13 protein-coding genes, 2 tRNA genes and 1 pseudogene are annotated in these 17,805 nt (G+C 60.9%); 8 read left to right on the forward strand and 8 right to left on the reverse strand.

The features are described 5' to 3' along the window. Positions 1-19: 19 nt before the first annotated feature. Both MK745_RS10765 and MK745_RS10770 read left to right on the forward strand, forming a co-directional pair. Entirely contained in the window at positions 20-814 is a 795-nt protein-coding gene (locus MK745_RS10765; protein ID WP_431978969.1) for an inositol monophosphatase family protein, read from the forward strand. 120 nt (positions 815-934) lie between these two features. Continuing rightward, on the forward strand, positions 935-2,269 hold the full coding sequence (locus tag MK745_RS10770) for an 8-oxoguanine deaminase (protein ID WP_243613300.1): 1,335 nt from the start codon (positions 935-937) through the stop codon (positions 2,267-2,269). A gap of 67 nt (positions 2,270-2,336) precedes the next feature. On the opposite strand, the gene MK745_RS10775 is transcribed toward MK745_RS10770, so the two are convergent. Together MK745_RS10775 and MK745_RS10780 are read right to left on the reverse strand one after the other, a co-directional pair. Then, positions 2,337-2,411: transfer RNA gene (locus MK745_RS10775), tRNA-Gly, on the reverse strand. A 22-nt stretch (positions 2,412-2,433) separates the two neighbouring features. Further along, a tRNA-Gly gene (locus MK745_RS10780) sits at positions 2,434-2,508 on the reverse strand. A 161-nt stretch (positions 2,509-2,669) separates the two neighbouring features. Here MK745_RS10780 and MK745_RS10785 point away from each other — a divergent pair. From MK745_RS10785 to MK745_RS10800, 4 genes are all read left to right on the forward strand, one after another. Then, on the forward strand, positions 2,670-2,837 hold the full coding sequence (locus MK745_RS10785) for a hypothetical protein (protein ID WP_243613301.1): 168 nt from the start codon (positions 2,670-2,672) through the stop codon (positions 2,835-2,837). Between the two features lie 54 nt (positions 2,838-2,891). Then, positions 2,892-3,752 (forward strand): glycosyltransferase family A protein, encoded by an 861-nt coding sequence (locus tag MK745_RS10790; RefSeq protein ID WP_243613302.1) that lies wholly within the window; start codon positions 2,892-2,894, stop codon positions 3,750-3,752. Continuing rightward, the gene (locus tag MK745_RS10795) at positions 3,749-4,576 is read left to right on the forward strand and encodes a glycosyltransferase family A protein (RefSeq protein ID WP_243613303.1); all 828 of its coding nucleotides are present in this window, start codon (positions 3,749-3,751) and stop codon (positions 4,574-4,576) included. Before MK745_RS10790 ends, MK745_RS10795 begins: the two co-directional genes overlap by 4 nt. A gap of 415 nt (positions 4,577-4,991) precedes the next feature. After that, a complete protein-coding gene (locus MK745_RS10800) occupies positions 4,992-6,617 on the forward strand; it encodes a Hint domain-containing protein (RefSeq protein ID WP_243613304.1) in 1,626 nt (541 codons plus the stop codon). A gap of 108 nt (positions 6,618-6,725) precedes the next feature. Here MK745_RS10800 and MK745_RS10805 read toward each other — a convergent pair whose 3' ends face one another. Both MK745_RS10805 and MK745_RS10810 read right to left on the reverse strand, forming a co-directional pair. Then, on the reverse strand, positions 6,726-10,166 hold the full coding sequence (locus tag MK745_RS10805; RefSeq protein WP_243613305.1) for a pyruvate carboxylase: 3,441 nt from the start codon (positions 10,164-10,166) through the stop codon (positions 6,726-6,728). Positions 10,167-10,341: 175 nt separating this feature from the next. Continuing rightward, positions 10,342-11,471, reverse strand: a pseudogene (locus tag MK745_RS10810) (alpha-hydroxy acid oxidase). 119 nt (positions 11,472-11,590) lie between these two features. On the opposite strand from MK745_RS10810, the gene MK745_RS10815 reads away from it, so the two are divergent. Further along, positions 11,591-13,942, forward strand: coding sequence for an ATP-dependent helicase (locus MK745_RS10815; protein ID WP_243613306.1), 2,352 nt, complete (start codon positions 11,591-11,593; stop codon positions 13,940-13,942). Between the two features lie 489 nt (positions 13,943-14,431). Here the strand turns inward: MK745_RS10815 and MK745_RS10820 are convergent, their stop codons facing one another. Further along, entirely contained in the window at positions 14,432-14,647 is a 216-nt protein-coding gene (locus MK745_RS10820) for a DUF1127 domain-containing protein (RefSeq protein WP_243613307.1), read from the reverse strand. Between the two features lie 247 nt (positions 14,648-14,894). Here MK745_RS10820 and MK745_RS10825 point away from each other — a divergent pair, with 247 nt between their 5' ends. After that, a complete protein-coding gene (locus tag MK745_RS10825; RefSeq protein ID WP_243613308.1) occupies positions 14,895-15,968 on the forward strand; it encodes an Mrp/NBP35 family ATP-binding protein in 1,074 nt (357 codons plus the stop codon). A gap of 93 nt (positions 15,969-16,061) precedes the next feature. Here MK745_RS10825 and MK745_RS10830 read toward each other — a convergent pair whose 3' ends face one another. From MK745_RS10830 to MK745_RS10840, 3 genes are read right to left on the reverse strand one after another with little or no spacing between them, the layout of a single operon-like run. Continuing rightward, on the reverse strand, positions 16,062-16,547 hold the full coding sequence (locus MK745_RS10830; RefSeq protein ID WP_243613309.1) for a DUF2244 domain-containing protein: 486 nt from the start codon (positions 16,545-16,547) through the stop codon (positions 16,062-16,064). A gap of 9 nt (positions 16,548-16,556) precedes the next feature. Further along, positions 16,557-17,228, reverse strand: coding sequence for a class I SAM-dependent methyltransferase (locus MK745_RS10835; RefSeq protein WP_243613310.1), 672 nt, complete (start codon positions 17,226-17,228; stop codon positions 16,557-16,559). After that, positions 17,225-17,788, reverse strand: a complete 564-nt coding sequence (locus tag MK745_RS10840; protein WP_243613311.1) for a hypothetical protein — start codon at positions 17,786-17,788, stop codon at positions 17,225-17,227. Before MK745_RS10840 ends, MK745_RS10835 begins: the two co-directional genes overlap by 4 nt. Positions 17,789-17,805 lie beyond the last annotated feature (17 nt).

Consider the following 17,805-nt stretch of genomic DNA (forward strand, 5'->3'; position numbering starts at 1 on the left):
TAGTGGCCGGAGGTCTCGGGTGACGGGAAATTTTCATAAAGACATTCAACAGGTCGCGTTTGCCATGGCAGATGCGGCCCGTTTTGCGATTCTCCCCTATTTTCGTGCAGATGGCCTTGTCGCCGAGAACAAGCTCGCCAGCGGGTTTGACCCGGTGACCGAAGGCGACCGGGCAGGCGAAGCCGCGATGCGCGCCGTGCTGGCCGAGAGGCGCCCCGAGGACGGGATTTTCGGCGAAGAAATGGGGCGGAGTACCGGGACGAGCGGCCTGACCTGGGTGCTTGATCCGATTGATGGCACGCGCGGGTTCATGAGCGGCACACCGACCTGGGGCGTATTGATCGCGCTCTCTGATGAGACCGGGCCGATCTTTGGCATCATTGACCAGCCGTTCATCGGTGAGCGCTTTGCCGGGGGGCTTGGGCTCGCACAGGTCGAGGGGCCGCAGGGTCGCCGCGCCTTGCAGACCCGCAAGGGCAGCTGCCTTGCAGAGGCGACGGTCTTCACCACTTTTCCGGAAGTTGGCAGCGCTGAGGACGCCGCCGGGTTCCGCGCGGTGTCGGAAAAGGCGCGGCTTACGCGCTATGGCATGGATTGCTATGCCTATGCGCTTGTCGCGGCGGGGCAGGTGGACCTCGTGATCGAGGCGGGCCTCAACGATTATGACGTGCAGGCGCCGATTGCCGTGATCGAAGCGGCAGGCGGTATCGTCACCGACTGGCAAGGCGGCAAGGCGCATGAGGGTGGGCGCGTCCTCGCGGCGGCGAATCCGCAGGTTCATGCCGAGGCGCTTGAGATTTTGCGGCAGTATTGATCGCATGGCGCGGGGCGGGTAAACCTTGCCCTGCGTCGAGTCCTTTGCCCGTCTTCTGTCGGCGCGTTCACACTTCATCAGACCGAAACGGGCCCTTGGGAAGTGTGAAAGGACAGCGACATGCCCGAAATTCTTATCCGCAATGCCAGCCATGTTCTGACGATGGACGATGCGCGCCGTGAACTCGGCGGTGCCGATCTTCGCCTGAAAGACGGCCAGATCGTCGAGATCGGCGCAGGCCTTCGGAGCGATGGCGAGGTGGTCGAGGCGGCGGGGTGCGTTGTCACGCCGGGCCTCGTCAACACGCATCACCACCTTTACCAGACCCTGACGCGGGCCGTGCCGGGGGGGCAGGATGCGCTCTTGTTTGGCTGGCTTCAGACGCTTTATCCGATTTGGAGCCGGTTTGGGCCGGAGGAGATGTTCACCTCGGCGCAGGTCGGGATGGCGGAGCTGATGCTCTCGGGCTGCACGCTGACCTCGGATCATCTCTATCTGTATCCCAACGGTGCGACGCTCGACGATACCATCCACGCAGCGCACGAGATTGGCATGCGGTTCCATCCGACGCGCGGCGCGATGAGCATTGGCGAAAGCGATGGCGGCTTGCCGCCCGACAGCCTTGTCGAGCGCGAGGAGGACATCCTCAAAGACGCGGCACGGGTCGTGGATGCGTTTCATGATGCGGGCGAGGGGTCTATGTGCCGGGTCGGGATCGCGCCCTGCTCGCCCTTCTCGGTCAGTCGCGAGCTGATGCGGGATGCGGCGTTTCTTGCCCGAGAGCAGGGCGTCATGCTGCATACCCATTTGGCCGAAAATGATGAGGATATTGCCTATAGTCTCGAGAAATTCGGCTGTCGTCCGGGGCAATACGCGGAAGACCTTGGCTGGACCGGGGACGATGTTTGGCACGCGCATTGTGTCAAGCTGGATGGGCAGGAGATCGACCTTTTCGCGCGCACCAAGACGGGTGTCGCGCATTGTCCGTGCTCCAACTGTCGGCTTGGGAGCGGTATCGCGCCGGTGCGGGCGATGCGCGATGCGGGTGTGCCTGTGGGGCTTGGCGTTGACGGGTCGGCGAGCAACGACGCGGGCAACCTTGTTCTTGAGGCGCGACAGGCGATGCTTTTGCAACGGGTGGCGCGCGGGGCGGATGCGATGAGTGCGCGTGAGGCGCTTGAGATCGCGACGCGGGGCGGGGCCGAGGTTCTTGGGCGCAGCGATTGCGGGCAGATCGCGGTCGGCAAGCGGGCCGATATTGCCATCTGGGACGCGCGTGGCATCGAAAGCGCCGGGAGCTGGGATCCGGCGGCGCTCTTGCTGGCAGGTCCGGTACAGGTCCGGCATCTGTTCATCGAAGGACGTCAGACGGTGCGCGATGGGCGCGTGACGACGATCGACCTGCCGCGCGTGATCGAACGGCAGAATGCGATGGCGAAGGTCTTGGCGGGATAGGGTAAAGACACCTCCCCGAAAACGCGAAAAGCGCAGGGAAGACCCTGCGCTTTTTCGTGTGACCTTCTGGAGCGGGCGATGAGATTCGAACTCACGACCCTAACCTTGGCAAGGTTATGCTCTACCCCTGAGCTACGCCCGCACCGGAAAGGTTATGTCTTCAATGGAGCGGGCGATGAGATTCGAACTCACGACCCTAACCTTGGCAAGGTTATGCTCTACCCCTGAGCTACGCCCGCGTCATTGAGTGAGGCGTGAGATATAAAGACTCGTGCGCAGCCGCAAGAGGAAAAACGCCCCTGCCGGTAAAAAAATCCAAGCAATGCGACGGGAATTGCAGGCCCATCCGTAGAAGAGACATGCGCCCACCCCAGAGAATGTGGCGAAGATGGGAGGACAGATGGTGTTTGCGAAGCGAGAGACCTTGCGGATTGCGGTTCTTGTGCTGCTGATTGCGGGCGGTTTTGCCGCCAAACAGGAGATTTCGCTTGAGCGCGGCTTTGTGGGCGAGACGCTTGATCTGAGTGCTGTTCCCTCGATTGAGGTCGAGGCGCTGCCTTCGCTTTGACCTTCGTGGCTGCCGTGCTAGAGGACATTCGGAGAAGTGCCGAGGAGACCCTGCATGGGCGATTATGTCATTACCCTGTCGTCTATTCCGCCGCGGTTTGCAGGGTTGGGTCGAACATTGGAGAGCCTGTTGGCTCAGAGTGTCAAACCCGCACGAGTCATTCTTTATCTGAGCCGAGAGTACCGCCGGTTTCCGGACTGGGACGGCACGTTGCCAGAGGTGCCGGACGGCGTTGAAATACGCCTTGTGGACGAAGATTTCGGGCCGGCGACCAAGGTGTTGCCCGCGCTGCGGGATTTCGCGGGGCAGGATATTGATATCCTGTTTTGTGATGACGATCAGGTCTATCGCCCCTGTATTGCCGAGCGCCTCTTGGCGGCCCGTGCGAAGCGGCCCAACGATTGTATCGCGATCAACCCCATGGCGGATTTTGAGCCGCCCGAGGGCGCGCACAAGCGTCAGGATGTCAAAAGGCCGAAACTCTTGCGCCTATGGAAGGTGACGCATGTGCCGTTCCATATCCGTCGGCATTGGCGCGGCCTTGTGTGTTGGATCACTGGTGCGCCTTACAAAGACCCGCCGCGCAGGCTCTTGATGCGGTCTGGATATGGGGATGCGTTCGAGGGGTGGATGGGCGTTCTTGTGCGGCCCGAGTTCTTTCCCGAGGAGGTTTTTGATATTCCAGATTTCGCCTGGCCCGTGGATGATGTCTGGCTGTCTGGCCAAGCGACACGGATGGGGCACCCGGCCTGGATCATCGGCGGCTTTTTCGAGCCGATCTTGATGCCCGAGAACCAAGAGTCGCATTTCAGCGACTCGGCCCTGCACAATCAGGTCTTCAGCGGTGCGGGCCGGGACGATTCCAACGTGAAAGCCGTGCGATATTTTCAGGAGACCTATGGGATCTGGAGATGAGGCGGCACATCATCACCCTTACGGCGATCCCGCCGCGGTTTGACCGGCTTGGACCGGCGCTGCGCTCTCTCCTGCGCCAATCTGTGCCCGCCGAGGCGATCCGGCTCTATATCCCGATGCGCTATCGACGCTTCCCTGACTGGGACGGGCGTTTGCCCGAGGTGCCGGACGGTGTCGAGATCCGCCGGGTTGAAGAAGATTTCGGGCCAGCGACCAAGCTTCTTCCTGCCTTGAAAGAGTTCGCAGGCGAGGATGTGGAGATCCTGTTTTGCGACGATGACATGATCGCGCCGAAACACTGGGCGCGTCGGTTCCTGAGGGAGCGCGAGGCGCAGCCTGATGCTTGTCTTTGTGTTTGTGGCTGGGACACGCCCGAAAGTGCGGGCGCCGACCGTCCCATGCCTCGTGCCGAGCGCAATCCGGTGACGTTCGACATGCTCTACCATCTGCGCTGGATGATACGCTGGACCGCTCTCAAGATGGGGGCGGAGCGCGGTTTCATTGGGCGCTATCAGTTTCGAAAGGGTGGCCATATCGACGTCTTTGAAGGCTTCGGTGGGGTTATGGTGCGGCCGGATTTCTTTGGTGACAGGGTGTTCGATATCCCGGCCGAGGCCTTTGCGGTCGATGATGTCTGGCTATCGGGCATGGCGATGGTTTCGGGACATCCGACATGGGCAATGGCCCATGCACCACAGCCAAGCGCAGGTCCGGGATCCGGTCGCGCAGCGTTGCTCACGACGGTGATCGAAGGCGCGGGGCGTGACGAGTCGAATTTGGCGGCCGTCACTTATCTCCAGCGTGAATTCGGGATCTGGTCCTAGGGCGTCGATCTATTCCCTGGTGAGACCCGCGCGTATTCCACAAAGGCGCGCGCCTTGCAGTTTTCCATATACCCATAGTGATTCGTTTCTCTGCCGTAGTAATTCCGGTTCTCGGTATTCTTTTCCTTATTGCGATATGGCGCGGTCACTCCTTTCCATTTGTCGCGTTTATTTCGGCTTTGGAACTTCCCCAAATCCGGCTCGATCGCGTGCTTTTGGAAAAAGATGCGGTTTACTGATATGTTTTAAGTATCTGAAACAGAACGATAATATTCCGGTAATTGCGATAACATGTATTTCCCTGCCGTATTTAAGACATATTCTTTTCGCCAGATTGGAAGAGGAGAAAGAGAACGAGTGAACATCCAATTCAACGAGTGACTGTTGGCTTTGGTACGAGTGGTAGAGGGTAAGAATGCCTGAATTTGCGATTTCAAATGTGTATCGGTACGACGGCAGTCTTGCCTCTCTCAACCTCGGGTCTTTGCTCGATACCAATCTGTTGAATCTTGGGAGCGAGCAGAGCGGCGTATTCAATGATGACGACGGTCAACTTGATCTCGGCGATAGCGGGACGACCACGTTCTCTTTCGATGGCTCGGGCACGGCAAGCCCGATCACCTATCTTGGCTCGGGAGAGATTTACACGCTTGGCATTTTGGGGCTTCGCGTGGACCCGAGGCCGGTCATTGCCTTTCAAGTCGATGACGAGATTTATTTCTATGCAGAAGACGGTCTTCCGATCCTGAGCGCTGTATCGTTCGGGATTGACGTGGATGTGCTTGAGCCGGGTGTCCTTCCGCCCGACAGCCAGTTGCCAGATGGAAAGGTCGATGGGCTTGAGACCGGGGAAGTCATGGATGTCGGTTATGCCGACGAACAAGGCGATCTGATCACCGACGGCGACGATACGATTTATGGCAATGGTGGCGCCGATGTGATCATCGCAGGCGACGGGGATGATGTTGTCCATGGTGGCGACGGGGGCGACCTCATCTTTGGCGGTGACGGCGACGACACGCTTTATGCCGATTCCGGTGTCGATGCGCTTTATGGTGGCGCGGGTGCGGATGTGTTCGTGGTCGAGGGCGAAGGCGAGCTCATTGCGGATTTCGACACCAGCACGGGCGTCGGGGACGGCGATAGTTCCAACAATGATTTCGTTGACCTCTCGGAATTCTATAATCAAACCTCTCTGGATGCCTGGAACGCGGCCAATCCGGGGCAGACCTATGATCACCCTTTGGAATGGTTGCGGGCGGACCTTGCCGACAATGGTATTCTCGAACAGGCCGGTGGTGTGCGGATCGAGGATGGTGGTATTTCGGTCAACCCGGCGCTTCTTGATATTGAGAACACCAACGTCGTTTGTTTCGCAGAAGGGACGATGATCGAGACGGATCAGGGGTTGCGACCGGTTGAACAGCTCGGGGTTGGGGATAGGGTTCTGACTTTGGACAACGGCTTTCAGGAGGTGCGTTGGATCAACATGCGCGCGCTGTCGCCGCTTGATCTTGTGTTGCGACCGAACCTCAAGCCGATCCATATTCCAGCAGGGGCGCTTGGCGAGGGGATGCCAACCGAGATGCTTGTGGTCTCGCCACAACATCGCATTCACGTGCACTCTCCGATCCTCATGCGGATGATCGAAAGCAAAGAGGCGTTGGTGCATGCGAAGTCTCTGGTCGGGGTCAATGGAATCTCGGAGATGCAGGACATGATGGGGGTGCGCTATTGGCATTTCATGTGCGCCCGCCACGAGATCGTGCACGCCAATGGTGCCTTGGCCGAGAGTTTCTATGTCGGTGCCTACGGTGTCAGCACGCTGGACGCCGAGGCCTATGAGGAGATCGTGACGCTTTTTCCGGAATTGCGGCTTGGAGCCGAGGAGGTGCCACCAGTCATGCGTGCGGCGCGCCCGTTCCTCAAGCCCCGCACTGCGCGCAGTTTCGTGCGCCGCTCTTTGAAAAACGACAAGCCTTTGTCTGTGCCAGCCGAGAAGGCAGAGCGAGGAAGCGTTTGCAGAGAATCCACCCGCTGACGGGGCCATAGTGCCTTGGCCGCAAGAGACGGCGGCCAGTCACGGCCAATCGAAACGCTAGGGTGGGGGCAGGGAAAGGCGTCACGGGTGTGACGCCTTTCCCATCAATTACTCAAGCTCGACAAGGAGGTCTTTGGCGTCGATCTGGCCGCCGGGGTGGGTATGGACGGCCTTGATGGTCGCATCGCGCTCGGCGTGGATACCGGTTTCCATCTTCATCGCCTCGATGGTGAGGAGGAGGTCACCCTCCTTGACGCTTTGGCCCGCAGAGACCGCCACAGAGGCCACCACGCCCGGCATCGGCGCGCCGATGTGGTTCGGGTTGCCGGCTTCGGCTTTGGGACGCTGGGCCGTCGAGGATTTCACCAAACGGTTCGGCACGCGGATCACACGCGGCTGGCCGTTCAGTTCGAAGAACACCTTTACTTCGCCATCCTCACCGGTCTCGCCCACGGCCTGAAGCCGGATTTCCAGCGTCTTGCCGGGGTCAATCTCGGCGGTGATCTCGTCGCCGGGCTCCATCCCATAGAAGAAGGTGCGCGTTGGCAGGGTGCGCACGGGGCCGTATTGGCGGTGGCGCCCCATGTAGTCGAGGAAGACCTTGGGATACATCAGGTAGCCGTTGAGATCCTCATCGTCGATCGCAAGCCCTTCGAGCTGTTGGCTGAGCTCGGTGCGGGTTGCGTCGAGGTCGACCGGGTCGAGGTGCTTGCCCGGGCGTTCGGTATTGGGCGCTTCGTCCTTCAGCACTTTCTTGACGATCCCCGCGGGGAAGCCGCCGGGTGGTTGGCCGAGATTGCCGCGCATCATGTCGATCACGGAATCGGGGAAGGCGACGTCGGTCTTTGGGTCTTCGACTTGCGCGCGGGTGAGGCCTTGGGAGACCATCATCAACGCCATGTCGCCCACAACCTTGGAAGACGGCGTCACCTTGACGATATCGCCGAACATCTGGTTCACGTCCGCATAAGTGCGCGCAACTTGGGTCCACTTCTCTTCGAGGCCGAGGCTCCGGGCCTGGGCCTTCAGGTTGGTGAACTGGCCGCCGGGCATCTCGTGCAGGTAGACTTCGGAGGCGGGGGCGGCGAGGCCGGATTCGAAGGCAGTATATTGCGCGCGCACGCCTTCCCAGTAATCCGAGATCTCGCGGATGGCATCGATATCGAGGCCGGTGTCGCGATCGGTGTGACGCAGCGCTTCGACGATAGAGCCGAGGCAGGCCTGCGAGGTGCCGCCTGAGAAGGCGTCCATGGCAGCATCGACCGCGTCGACACCGGCGTCGGCGGCGGCAAGGATCGTCGCCCCGGCGATGCCAGAGGTGTCGTGGGTGTGGAAGTGGACCGGGAGGTCGATTTCTTCCTTGAGCGCCTTGACGAGGATGCGGGCGGAGGCGGGCTTGAGCAGTCCGGCCATATCCTTGAGGCCAAGCACATGGGCGCCTGCGGCCTCGAGTTCCTTGGCCATGCCAACATAGTATTTGAGGTCATATTTGGCGCGGTCGGGATCCAGGAGATCGCCCGTGTAGCAGATCGTGCCCTCGCAGATCTTGCCGCTCTCGACCACCGCATCCATCGCGACGCGCATGTTTTCGACCCAGTTCAGGCTATCAAAGACGCGGAACACGTCGACGCCGGTCTCGGCGGCTTGGCGCACGAAGGCTTGCACCACGTTGTCGGGGTAGTTCGTATAGCCGACACCGTTTGAGGCGCGCAGGAGCATCTGGGTCAGGAGGTTCGGCATCGCGGCGCGCAGGTCGCGCAGGCGCTGCCACGGACATTCCTGCAAGAAGCGATAGGCGACATCGAAGGTCGCGCCGCCCCAGCATTCGACCGAGAAGAGCTGTGGGATATTGGCGGCGTAGGCGGGCGCAACCTTAATCATGTCGATGGAGCGCATCCGCGTTGCCAAAAGCGATTGGTGCCCGTCACGCATGGTCGTGTCGGTCAGAAGGAGTTGTTTCTGGTCCTTCATCCAGTCGGCCACGGCCTTGGCGCCTTTGTCCTCGAGCAGGTTGCGCGAGCCGTAGGACGCCTCGCCGCGCCGCGCGGGCGCGACCGGGGCCTTGAGATCGGCAGGCGGCTCGGGGCGGTCGGCGGTCTCGGGGTGACCGTTGACGGTAATGTCCGCGATGTAGGTCAAGACTTTGGTGCCGCGGTCCTTGCGCTTGGCGAACTGGAACAGCTCGGGCGTCTCGTCGATGAACTTGGTCGTGTACTGGTTGTTGAGGAAGGTCGGGTGCTTGAGCAGGTTCTCGACGAAGGCGATATTGGTGCTCACGCCACGAATGCGGAATTCGCGCAGGGCGCGGTCCATGCGGGCGATGGCCTTTTCGGGCGTGGGCGCCCAAGCGGTCACCTTGGTCAGAAGCGAGTCGTAGTAGCGCGTGATGACGCCGCCTGCATAAGCCGTGCCGCCATCGAGACGGATCCCCATGCCTGTCGCCGAGCGATAGGCCGTGATGCGGCCATAGTCGGGGATGAAGTTGTTCTGCGGATCTTCGGTGGTGATCCGGGTTTGCAGGGCATGGCCGTTGAGGCGGATATCATATTGCGAGGCCTTGCCGGTCGCCTCGGCAATGCTCTTGCCTTCTGCGATGAGGATCTGGGCCTGCACGATGTCGATGCCGGTCACTTCTTCGGTGACGGTATGTTCGACCTGCACGCGCGGGTTCACCTCGATGAAATAGAACTTGCCGGTTTCCATATCCATCAGGAATTCGACGGTGCCCGCGCATTCATAGTTCACATGGGCGCAGATCTTGCGGCCAAGCTCGCAAAGCTCTTCGCGCTGGGCCTCGGAGAGGTAGGGCGCGGGCGCGCGCTCTACGACCTTCTGGTTGCGGCGCTGAACCGAGCAGTCGCGTTCGTAGAGGTGATAGATATTGCCCTGCGTGTCGCCGAGGATCTGCACCTCGACGTGACGGGCGCGGATGATCATCTTTTCGAGATAGCCCTCGCCATTGCCAAAGGCCGCTTCGGCCTCGCGGCGGCCTTCGAGCACTTTCTCCTCAACCTCGTCCTCCGACAGGATCGGGCGCATCCCACGCCCGCCGCCGCCCCAAGACGCCTTGAGCATCAAGGGATAGCCGATCTCTGCGGCCTCGGCCTTGATTGCGGCCATGTCGTCTCCGAGGACTTCGGTCGCCGGGATCACCGGCACGCCAGCCTCGATCGCGACCTTGCGGGCGCTGGCCTTGTCACCAAGCGCACGCATGGTTGCGGCCTTGGGGCCGATGAAAGTAATGCCGTTTGCGGCACAGGCATCGACGAAATCGGGGTTCTCGGACAGAAGCCCATAGCCCGGATGGATCGCGTCTGCACCACATTCCTTGGCGACGCGAATGATCTCGTCAATCGACAGGTAGGCCGCGACCGGCCCCATGCCCTCGCCAATGCGATAGGCCTCGTCCGCCTTGAACCGATGGAGCGACAGCTTGTCCTCTTCGGCAAAGACCGCGACGGTGCGTTTCCCCATCTCGTTGGCGGCGCGCATCACGCGGATGGCGATTTCGCCCCGGTTGGCGATCAGGATTTTCTTGAAGTCAGGCATGGGCAGGCTCCCCTCTTTCGTGCTCTGTCCAAAGTGTAGTCACGGGGTAAGGCACCGGCGAGTGCCTGCGCAATACCAAGGACTGCGTAAATCTGTAACTTTTGTGAAAGGATTTGTTCCTTTTTTTAACGCGCTTTGCGTCCAATCTTTCTGCGGTTGCGACATGTTTGCGCAATCAGGGGAAAGTCTTCGAAATCTCGCGTAGATCGCGCGCGCCGATCTGGCCCATATTGGCGGCCATGTCCTTGGCCAAGATGTCCACGAGATGATCCGGTCCGCGCGCGCCCAAGGCGGCGAGAGCGATGTGGAACCCACGTCCCATCATCACGAAATCCGCGCCGCGCGCACGGGCGCGCAGAATGTCGAGGCCGGTCTCGATGCCGCTATCGAGGATCAGGGGCAGGGAGGTTGCGGCGCGGATGGCGGGCAGGGCCTCGATGCTGGCGGGGGCGGCGTCGAATTGGCGTCCGGCATGGTTCGAGACCCAGAGCGCGTCCACCCCGGCCTCTTCAAGCTTGACGGCGTCCGAGGCGCGCAAGACGCCTTTGACGATAAAGGGGCCGTCCCAATTGTCGCGCAGCCAGTGGAGATAGTCCCAGTCAGGTGAGGTGCGCAGGAGGTATCCGGCGTGGGCGGTCGAACTCATCCCCGTGAGGTTGCCCGCGTATTCGTCGATCAGGCGCATGCGGGGCATACCCATGCGCGCGGTGCCAAGCGCCCATGCGGGGCGCAATGCCACCTGAGCCATGAGGCGCGGGGTCAGGCGGGGCGGTGTTGTGAGGCCTGAGCGCACCTGACGTTCGCGGCGGCTCGCCACCGGGACATCGACGGTCAGGACGAGCGCCTTGAATCCGGCGGCTTTCGCGCGGGAGAGCATGTCGGCGCGAATTTCGGGATCGCGGGGCGGATACATCTGAAACCAGCCATGGGTGCCGAGATGGGGTGCGACGGTCTCGGGCGTCTGGCTCGCGACGGTGGAGAGCGTATAGGGAATGCCGAGCCGTTTTCCGGCGGCGGCGAGGAGGCGTTCGGCGTCGGGCCAGATCAGGCCAGACATGCCAACGGGCGCGATGCCGAGGGGCAGGGGGTAGTCCTCACCGAAAAGCCGGGTCGAGAGGTCGGGCTCGAACTCGCCATGCAGGATCGAGGGGCAAAGAGAATCTCGTCGAGTTTCGCCCGGTTGCGCGCCTTTGTGGCCTCGGTGCCTGTTGCGCTGTCGAGGAATTCCCAGACGAATTTCGGCAAGCGCCTCTGCGCGCGGGTGCGCAGGTCGGAGAGGGCGGGATATTTCGCGTGCAGGTCCATGATGTATTTGTTGGGCGCGGGCTGGGATTTGTCCAGACACCGATTTCCTGGCAAGAAACGTAGGCTTGGAACATAAAGCGAACTTTTCAACGCGGAACGGGCAGGCTAGATTGCCCGCCATGAGCAGTTTTGACGAATCCGACGCTTTCGAGAGCGCCTCTCTCGCCGCCCGCGCGATGGCCGCGCGGCCGATGCCTTATCTTGACGAGTTGAACCCCGCACAGCGTGAGGCGGTGGAAAAGATGGACGGGCCGGTGCTCATGCTGGCCGGGGCGGGCACAGGGAAAACCAAGGCTCTCACGGCGCGGATCGTGCATTTGCTCAACACCGGGCGGGCGCGACCCAATGAAATCCTTGCCGTGACCTTTACCAACAAGGCCGCGCGGGAGATGAAAAACCGGGTGGGCCGGATGCTTGGCGAGACAGTCGAGGGGATGCCGTGGCTCGGCACCTTCCATGCGATCTGTGTCAAGCTTTTGCGGCGGCATGCGGAATTGGTCGACCTGAAGTCGAACTTCACGATCCTCGATACGGATGATCAGATCCGCCTTTTGAAACAACTCATCGCAGCGAACAATATCGACGACAAACGCTGGCCCGCGCGGATGCTCTCGGGGCTAATCGACGGTTGGAAGAACAAGGCGCTGACGCCGGATCGCCTCCCGGCTGCGGATGCGGCGGCGTTCAACCATCGTGGCGGGGAGCTTTATGAGCAATACCAGACCCGCCTGCGGGAGTTGAACGCGGTCGATTTCGGCGACCTCCTCTTGCACATGGTGACGATTTTTCAGCGTCATGAAGACGTGCTTGCGCAGTATCAGCGTTGGTTCAAATACATCCTTGTCGACGAATACCAAGATACCAACGTGGCGCAGTATTTGTGGCTCCGCCTCCTTGCGAGCGGGCATAAGAATATCTGTTGTGTTGGAGACGATGACCAGTCGATCTATGGCTGGCGTGGGGCCGAAGTTGGCAACATCCTGCGGTTTGAAAAGGATTTTCCCGGCGCGCATGTGGTGCGGCTTGAGCAGAATTACCGCTCGACAAAGCATATCCTTGCGGCTGCGTCGAATGTCATTCGGGGCAATGAGAAACGCTTGGGAAAAGAGTTGTGGACCGCTGCCGAGGACGGCGAAAAGGTGCGCCTGATCGGTCATTGGGACGGTGAGGAAGAGGCGCGCTGGATCGGCGAAGAGATCGAGGCGATGCAGCGCGGCACACGGGGCATGCGGGCGCTGTCGCTTGACGATATGGCGATTCTCGTGCGCGCCTCGCACCAGATGCGGGCGTTCGAAGATCGGTTTCTGACCATCGGCTTGCCCTATCGCGTGATCGGCGGGCCGCGATTCTACGAGCGTTTGGAAATCCGCGATGCGATGGCCTATTTTCGCCTTGTGGTCAGCCCGGATGACGATCTTGCCTTCGAGCGGATCGTGAACACACCCAAACGCGGGCTCGGCAATGTGGCGCAGCAGAAGATTCAGACCTGCGCACGGGCCAACGGGGTGTCGCTCCTCGAAGGCGCGCGCATCCTGCTTGAGGAAAAGGGGATCGGCGGCAAGGGTGCGAAGGAGTTGGGCCTTCTTGTCGAAGGGCTTGCGCGCTGGGGCCGTATGGCGGGCGATGATGACCTCACCCATATGGAACTGGCCGAGATCATCCTTGATGAGTCCGGCTACACGACCATGTGGCAGAACGACAAGACGCCGGAGGCGCCGGGGCGGCTCGAGAACCTGAAGGAATTGGTTAAGGCGCTGGAAAGCTTTGAAAATCTGCAAGGGTTCCTCGAGCATGTCAGCCTCATTATGGACAATGAGAGCGACGATGCGGAGGCCAAGGTCTCGATCATGACGCTGCACGCGGCCAAGGGGCTCGAGTTTCCGGCGGTGTTCCTGCCGGGCTGGGAAGACGGGTTGTTCCCGTCGCAGCGCAGCATGGACGAGAGCGGCCTCAAGGGCCTCGAGGAAGAGCGGCGGTTGGCTTATGTGGGGATCACACGGGCCGAGGAGATCTGCACGATTTCTTTCGCGGGCAACCGGCGGGTCTATGGGCAATGGCAGTCGCAGATGCCGTCGCGGTTCATTGACGAGCTGCCCGAGGATCATGTCGAGGTGCTTACGCCGCCGGGACTATATGGCGGGGGATATGGGGCTGCCAGCGGGCAGGTCTCGAGCACGCGCGTGGATGAGCGCGTCGCGCAGGCGAACACCTATAACTCGCCGGGCTGGAAGCGGATGCAATCGCGCAGCGCAGAGCGGGGACTGTCGCAGCCGCGCGAGAGCCGCAACACGATCATCGACCTTGAGGCCGTGTCGAGCTTTACCCTTGGCGAGCGCGTCTTTCATCAGAAATTCGGCTATGGGATCGTGCAGGATATCGAGGGTGACAAGCTCGAGATCGCGTTCGACAAAGCCGGGGTGAAGAAGGTCGTGGCCAAGTTCGTATCGCCTTCGGACGACATCCCCTTCTAGAGCCCTCTCTTTGAAACAGGCAGTGCGCTGCGCCCGATTGGGTGCGGCGGGGTTTGGCATGTCCTGAGAAAACAGTCTCCCAAAAAGAAAAAACGACGGTGCCAGGGAGGAGGAAGGCACCGCCGTTCTTTGTCACAGAAGCGCCAATGGGAGGAGGGGCGCCCTGATCTTTGGTGGCCCGAGGGCCGATGTTCACGACGCTCTCCAGGGAGGAGGAGAGGAGATCGCCGCGTCTTTACAAGGCGCATGGGAGGAGGAGAGCGCCTTGATCTCTTTGGGCTATCGGAGCCCGTTGTTCTTGTGCGGCGACACCCAGGGAGGAGGAGAGGGTGCCGCCGCTAGTCCAAGTCGCCCAGGGAGGAGGAGAGGGCGGCTTGTTCCGGTTGGACCTTGCGGTCCGGTGTTTTTGGCGACGGCAACAGGGAGGAGGAGAGTTGCCGTCGCAGTTCCGGGAAACAAAAGGGAGGAGGCGTTTCCCGGAGCTATTCCTTAGTTTTCGTAGGCCGCCTGATAGGCGATCCGACGGATCATCGACCGGTTCAGGCCCATGTCGCGCAGTTGTGCATCCGGGAGCGCAGCCAGTTCGTTGTAGGCGCGGCTAAAGGCGCGGGCCTTGCGAAGGCGCTCGACCAGATCGGTGGCCAGGGCGGAAAGACGGTCGGTGAAACCGTGCTTGCTTGCGATGAAGTCAGTGGCGAGTGCCATGATGTATCCTCGGTTTGTCGTCGTGAGCGAGACTGTGTCGCTGTTATGAAAGGGATATAGGGTCATGCTGCAGGTGCACAATGGATAGCTCTGCAATGCTGCTATGCAGCAATGGAATAGGGGAAGCTACGTCAACCGCCACCTGCACAGGGATTGTGCAACTGACTGAATTCATGTTCAAAAGGGCGCATTGGACCGTGTTCAGCCAAGAGGTTCGCCCCATCTCGAAGGGTATGAGGAGACAAGAATGACCGTGAAAGAAAATGACGTTCTCGGCGCTTTGGCGCGTCTGACCCTGCCGGATGGTGGCTCGCTCGTGGACCGGGATATGGTGCGCGCATTACATATTGATGGGGCCACCGTGCGCTTTGTGATCGAAGCGCCCAACCCCGATGTGGCGCGCAAGATGGAACCTGTGCGACAGGCGGCGGAGAGCGCTGTGGCGGCCCTTCCGGGGGTCGAGAATGTGTCGGTCGCGCTTACGGCACATGGCCCGGCACCGGCGCAAAAAGCCCCGCCGAGCCTCAAGGTTGGTGGCCACCCGAAGCCGCAGCAGGGGCCTCTGAAGGTCAAAGGCGTCAAACGTATCATCGCCATTGGATCGGGTAAGGGTGGCGTCGGAAAATCCACCGTTTCCAGCAACTTGGCCGTCGCCTTGGCACGCAAGGGCAAGCGCGTTGGGCTTCTTGATGCGGATATCTATGGGCCTTCGCAGCCGCGGATGATGGGGGTCAACAAGCGACCGGCGTCGCCGGATGGAGAGACGATCATCCCGCTCGAGGCGCATGGGGTGACGATCATGTCGATCGGGTTCATGGTCGATGAGAACAAGCCCGTGGTCTGGCGTGGCCCGATGCTCATGGGGGCGTTGCAGCAGATGCTTGGCCAAGTGCAGTGGGGCGAGTTGGATGTCTTGCTCGTGGACCTGCCGCCGGGGACGGGCGATGTGCAACTGACCCTCTGTCAGAAGACCGAGTTGAGCGGGGCCATCGTTGTCTCCACGCCGCAGGATGTGGCGCTTATTGATGCGCGCAAGGCACTGGGAATGTTCGAGCTTTTGAAGACGCCTGTTCTGGGACTGATCGAGAACATGTCGTCCTATGTCTGCCCGAAATGTGGGCACGAGGAGCATATCTTCGGTCATGGCGGCGTTGCGAAGGAGGCCGAGAGCCTTGGAGCGCCGCTTCTGGGCGCGTTGCCGATCGACCTAGAGACGCGACTCGCCGGGGATTCGGGGGTGCCGGTGGCCGCTGGAGACGGGCCAATGGCCGAAGCCTATGGTCGAATCGCGGAGGGATTGATCGCGGGGGGGCTCGTTTAGGGGCGAAAAACCAACGTCGGTATCACGTCGGTATTGCGTCTGTATCGCGGTGGTGCGAACTCTGAGGCGGCTCGAGCGGTGGTTCGAGCCGCCTCATGCGTTTTTGAGGAAGTCCTGCAACTCGCCGTAGAGCACCTTGCGCTCGTCCTCGGAGAGAAAACGCCCGATTTCGACGGTGCGGCCATTGCCGGTCAGCGTCACGTAGTGCGGCACCGGTCCCCCATGAATATGCATCTCGGGCCGGGCCCAGTAGATATTGCAGTCCCATGATTGGGTTTGTCCGCGCGCGGGGCGGTGGGTCAGGGTCAGGATGTCATCGTCAAGGCGCAGTTCCTCGAGGATGTCGCCATCCTTGTAGGAGCGCTCCAACCCCCACCAAAGCGCCGCAACCATCAACATGATGAAGGGCAGGAGACCCCAGAGGAACACAGTGCCCAAGAGTCCGTAGAGCGGCACCGTGCCAAGCAAGAATGCCATCAATACCATCGCGGCGAACCCCTTGCGAGGGAGCGAGCGATAGGGCCAGAGGGTCAACACGACCTTGGTGTCAGGGGCGTTCTGGGTCCAGGTGTGGGGCATGGTGCGGGTCTAGCCTTGTTGATCCGGGCGAAATCCGGTCGCCAGAAGGACACATCTTCCAAGGACAGAAGCGTCATTCGGCGTGATCGATACGTGCTGAAAGCCGGTGGCTTTCAGGGTTGCGATATAGTCCGGGGTGGACAGGCTTGCGTGATAGACGGTTTCGCTATTGACCGTGCCCGTCACGGCGCCTTCGCCATATCCCACTGTGAGCATCATCGCGCCGCCGGGGCGAAGCAGGGCGGCCATGCGGGGCAGCGCGGCACGCTGTTCCTCGGGGCTGAGATGAAAGACCCCGTCCCAACTTAGGATCCCATCAAAGCGCGGGCCTTCGGGGAGGGCGCGCATATCGGCCACCTGCCAGTTTGCGTTGGGCCAGTCCTCTGTGGGGAAATGTTGTTTGGCGAGGGCAATCATCTCGGGGCTGTAGTCATAGCCCGTCAGATGGTGGCCCTGCTGGAGGAGAAAGGGGGCGATAGGGCGTCCCGAGCCACAACCGAGATCGAGAAGGCGCGCGGGGCGAGGAAGAGTGTCGAGCCAGCGCTGCAGCCAAGGCTGTTCATAGAGACCAAGTGTGTCGTGGTGCTCTTGCCGTGACCTGTCCCATGCCGCGGCCTGTCGCGCGTAGACAGCTTGGGTCTGGGACTTGATCTCGTCGAGACGGGGAGGGCGTGCGGTCATTCTAGGCCTGCTCCGGTTCGTCTGCGGCCGAACAGGTAACTCAGCAAGAGCAGACCGAGTATCGAGAGGACCGCGACAAGAGCCGCCCCATTTACAAGCTCTTGGAGGTTCTGGCTTTGCGCTATTGTAGCTTCGAAGTCGATAAGCCTTCTTGGCGTCGCCTTTGGAAAGACCTGATTCAAGGCTGGAATTAGAACCAGAATTGCGAGTGTCTTTAGTGCGACGGGAAACCAGAGCTGTCTGGTTCTATTGACCCAATAGGCCGATACGGCAAACCCAAGAAAGACGCCTCCAGTAATCAGGAGAAGCCGCCAGGTCACGTGATGAAAGGCATCACTCGGATACGCGCGATCATCGCTTGGTGCCATCGATGTTGGCAGAGGTGCGTCGAGCCAATTCAGAACGAAGAGACCGAGAGTTGGGGCGATAAGTGATGCACCAATTAGCGCATAGCTACGGGACGGAGACGTTCGGTGACAGATCGTATAGGCGACAAGGCAGAAGGCTACGGTAACGATCATGATATTGAGGGCGTCTGCCTGAGACGTATTCGTCGACATGGTCGTGTTCTCCGCTC

Source organism: Shimia aestuarii, from assembly GCF_022814865.1.
Taxonomy (GTDB): Bacteria; Pseudomonadota; Alphaproteobacteria; order Rhodobacterales; family Rhodobacteraceae; genus Shimia; species Shimia aestuarii_A.

Coding starts and splice junctions, on each gene's coding strand:
- MK745_RS10820 (WP_243613307.1), bottom strand. CDS start 14,647: ATGGCACTCGCCACTGACTTCATCGCAAGCAAGCACGGTTTCACCGAC.
- MK745_RS10795 (WP_243613303.1), top strand. CDS start 3,749: ATGAGGCGGCACATCATCACCCTTACGGCGATCCCGCCGCGGTTTGAC.
- MK745_RS10785 (WP_243613301.1), top strand. CDS start 2,670: ATGGTGTTTGCGAAGCGAGAGACCTTGCGGATTGCGGTTCTTGTGCTG.
- MK745_RS10805 (WP_243613305.1), bottom strand. CDS start 10,166: ATGCCTGACTTCAAGAAAATCCTGATCGCCAACCGGGGCGAAATCGCC.
- MK745_RS10835 (WP_243613310.1), bottom strand. CDS start 17,228: ATGACCGCACGCCCTCCCCGTCTCGACGAGATCAAGTCCCAGACCCAA.
- MK745_RS10840 (WP_243613311.1), bottom strand. CDS start 17,788: ATGTCGACGAATACGTCTCAGGCAGACGCCCTCAATATCATGATCGTT.
- MK745_RS10770 (WP_243613300.1), top strand. CDS start 935: ATGCCCGAAATTCTTATCCGCAATGCCAGCCATGTTCTGACGATGGAC.
- MK745_RS10815 (WP_243613306.1), top strand. CDS start 11,591: ATGAGCAGTTTTGACGAATCCGACGCTTTCGAGAGCGCCTCTCTCGCC.
- MK745_RS10800 (WP_243613304.1), top strand. CDS start 4,992: ATGCCTGAATTTGCGATTTCAAATGTGTATCGGTACGACGGCAGTCTT.
- MK745_RS10825 (WP_243613308.1), top strand. CDS start 14,895: ATGACCGTGAAAGAAAATGACGTTCTCGGCGCTTTGGCGCGTCTGACC.
- MK745_RS10790 (WP_243613302.1), top strand. CDS start 2,892: ATGGGCGATTATGTCATTACCCTGTCGTCTATTCCGCCGCGGTTTGCA.
- MK745_RS10830 (WP_243613309.1), bottom strand. CDS start 16,547: ATGCCCCACACCTGGACCCAGAACGCCCCTGACACCAAGGTCGTGTTG.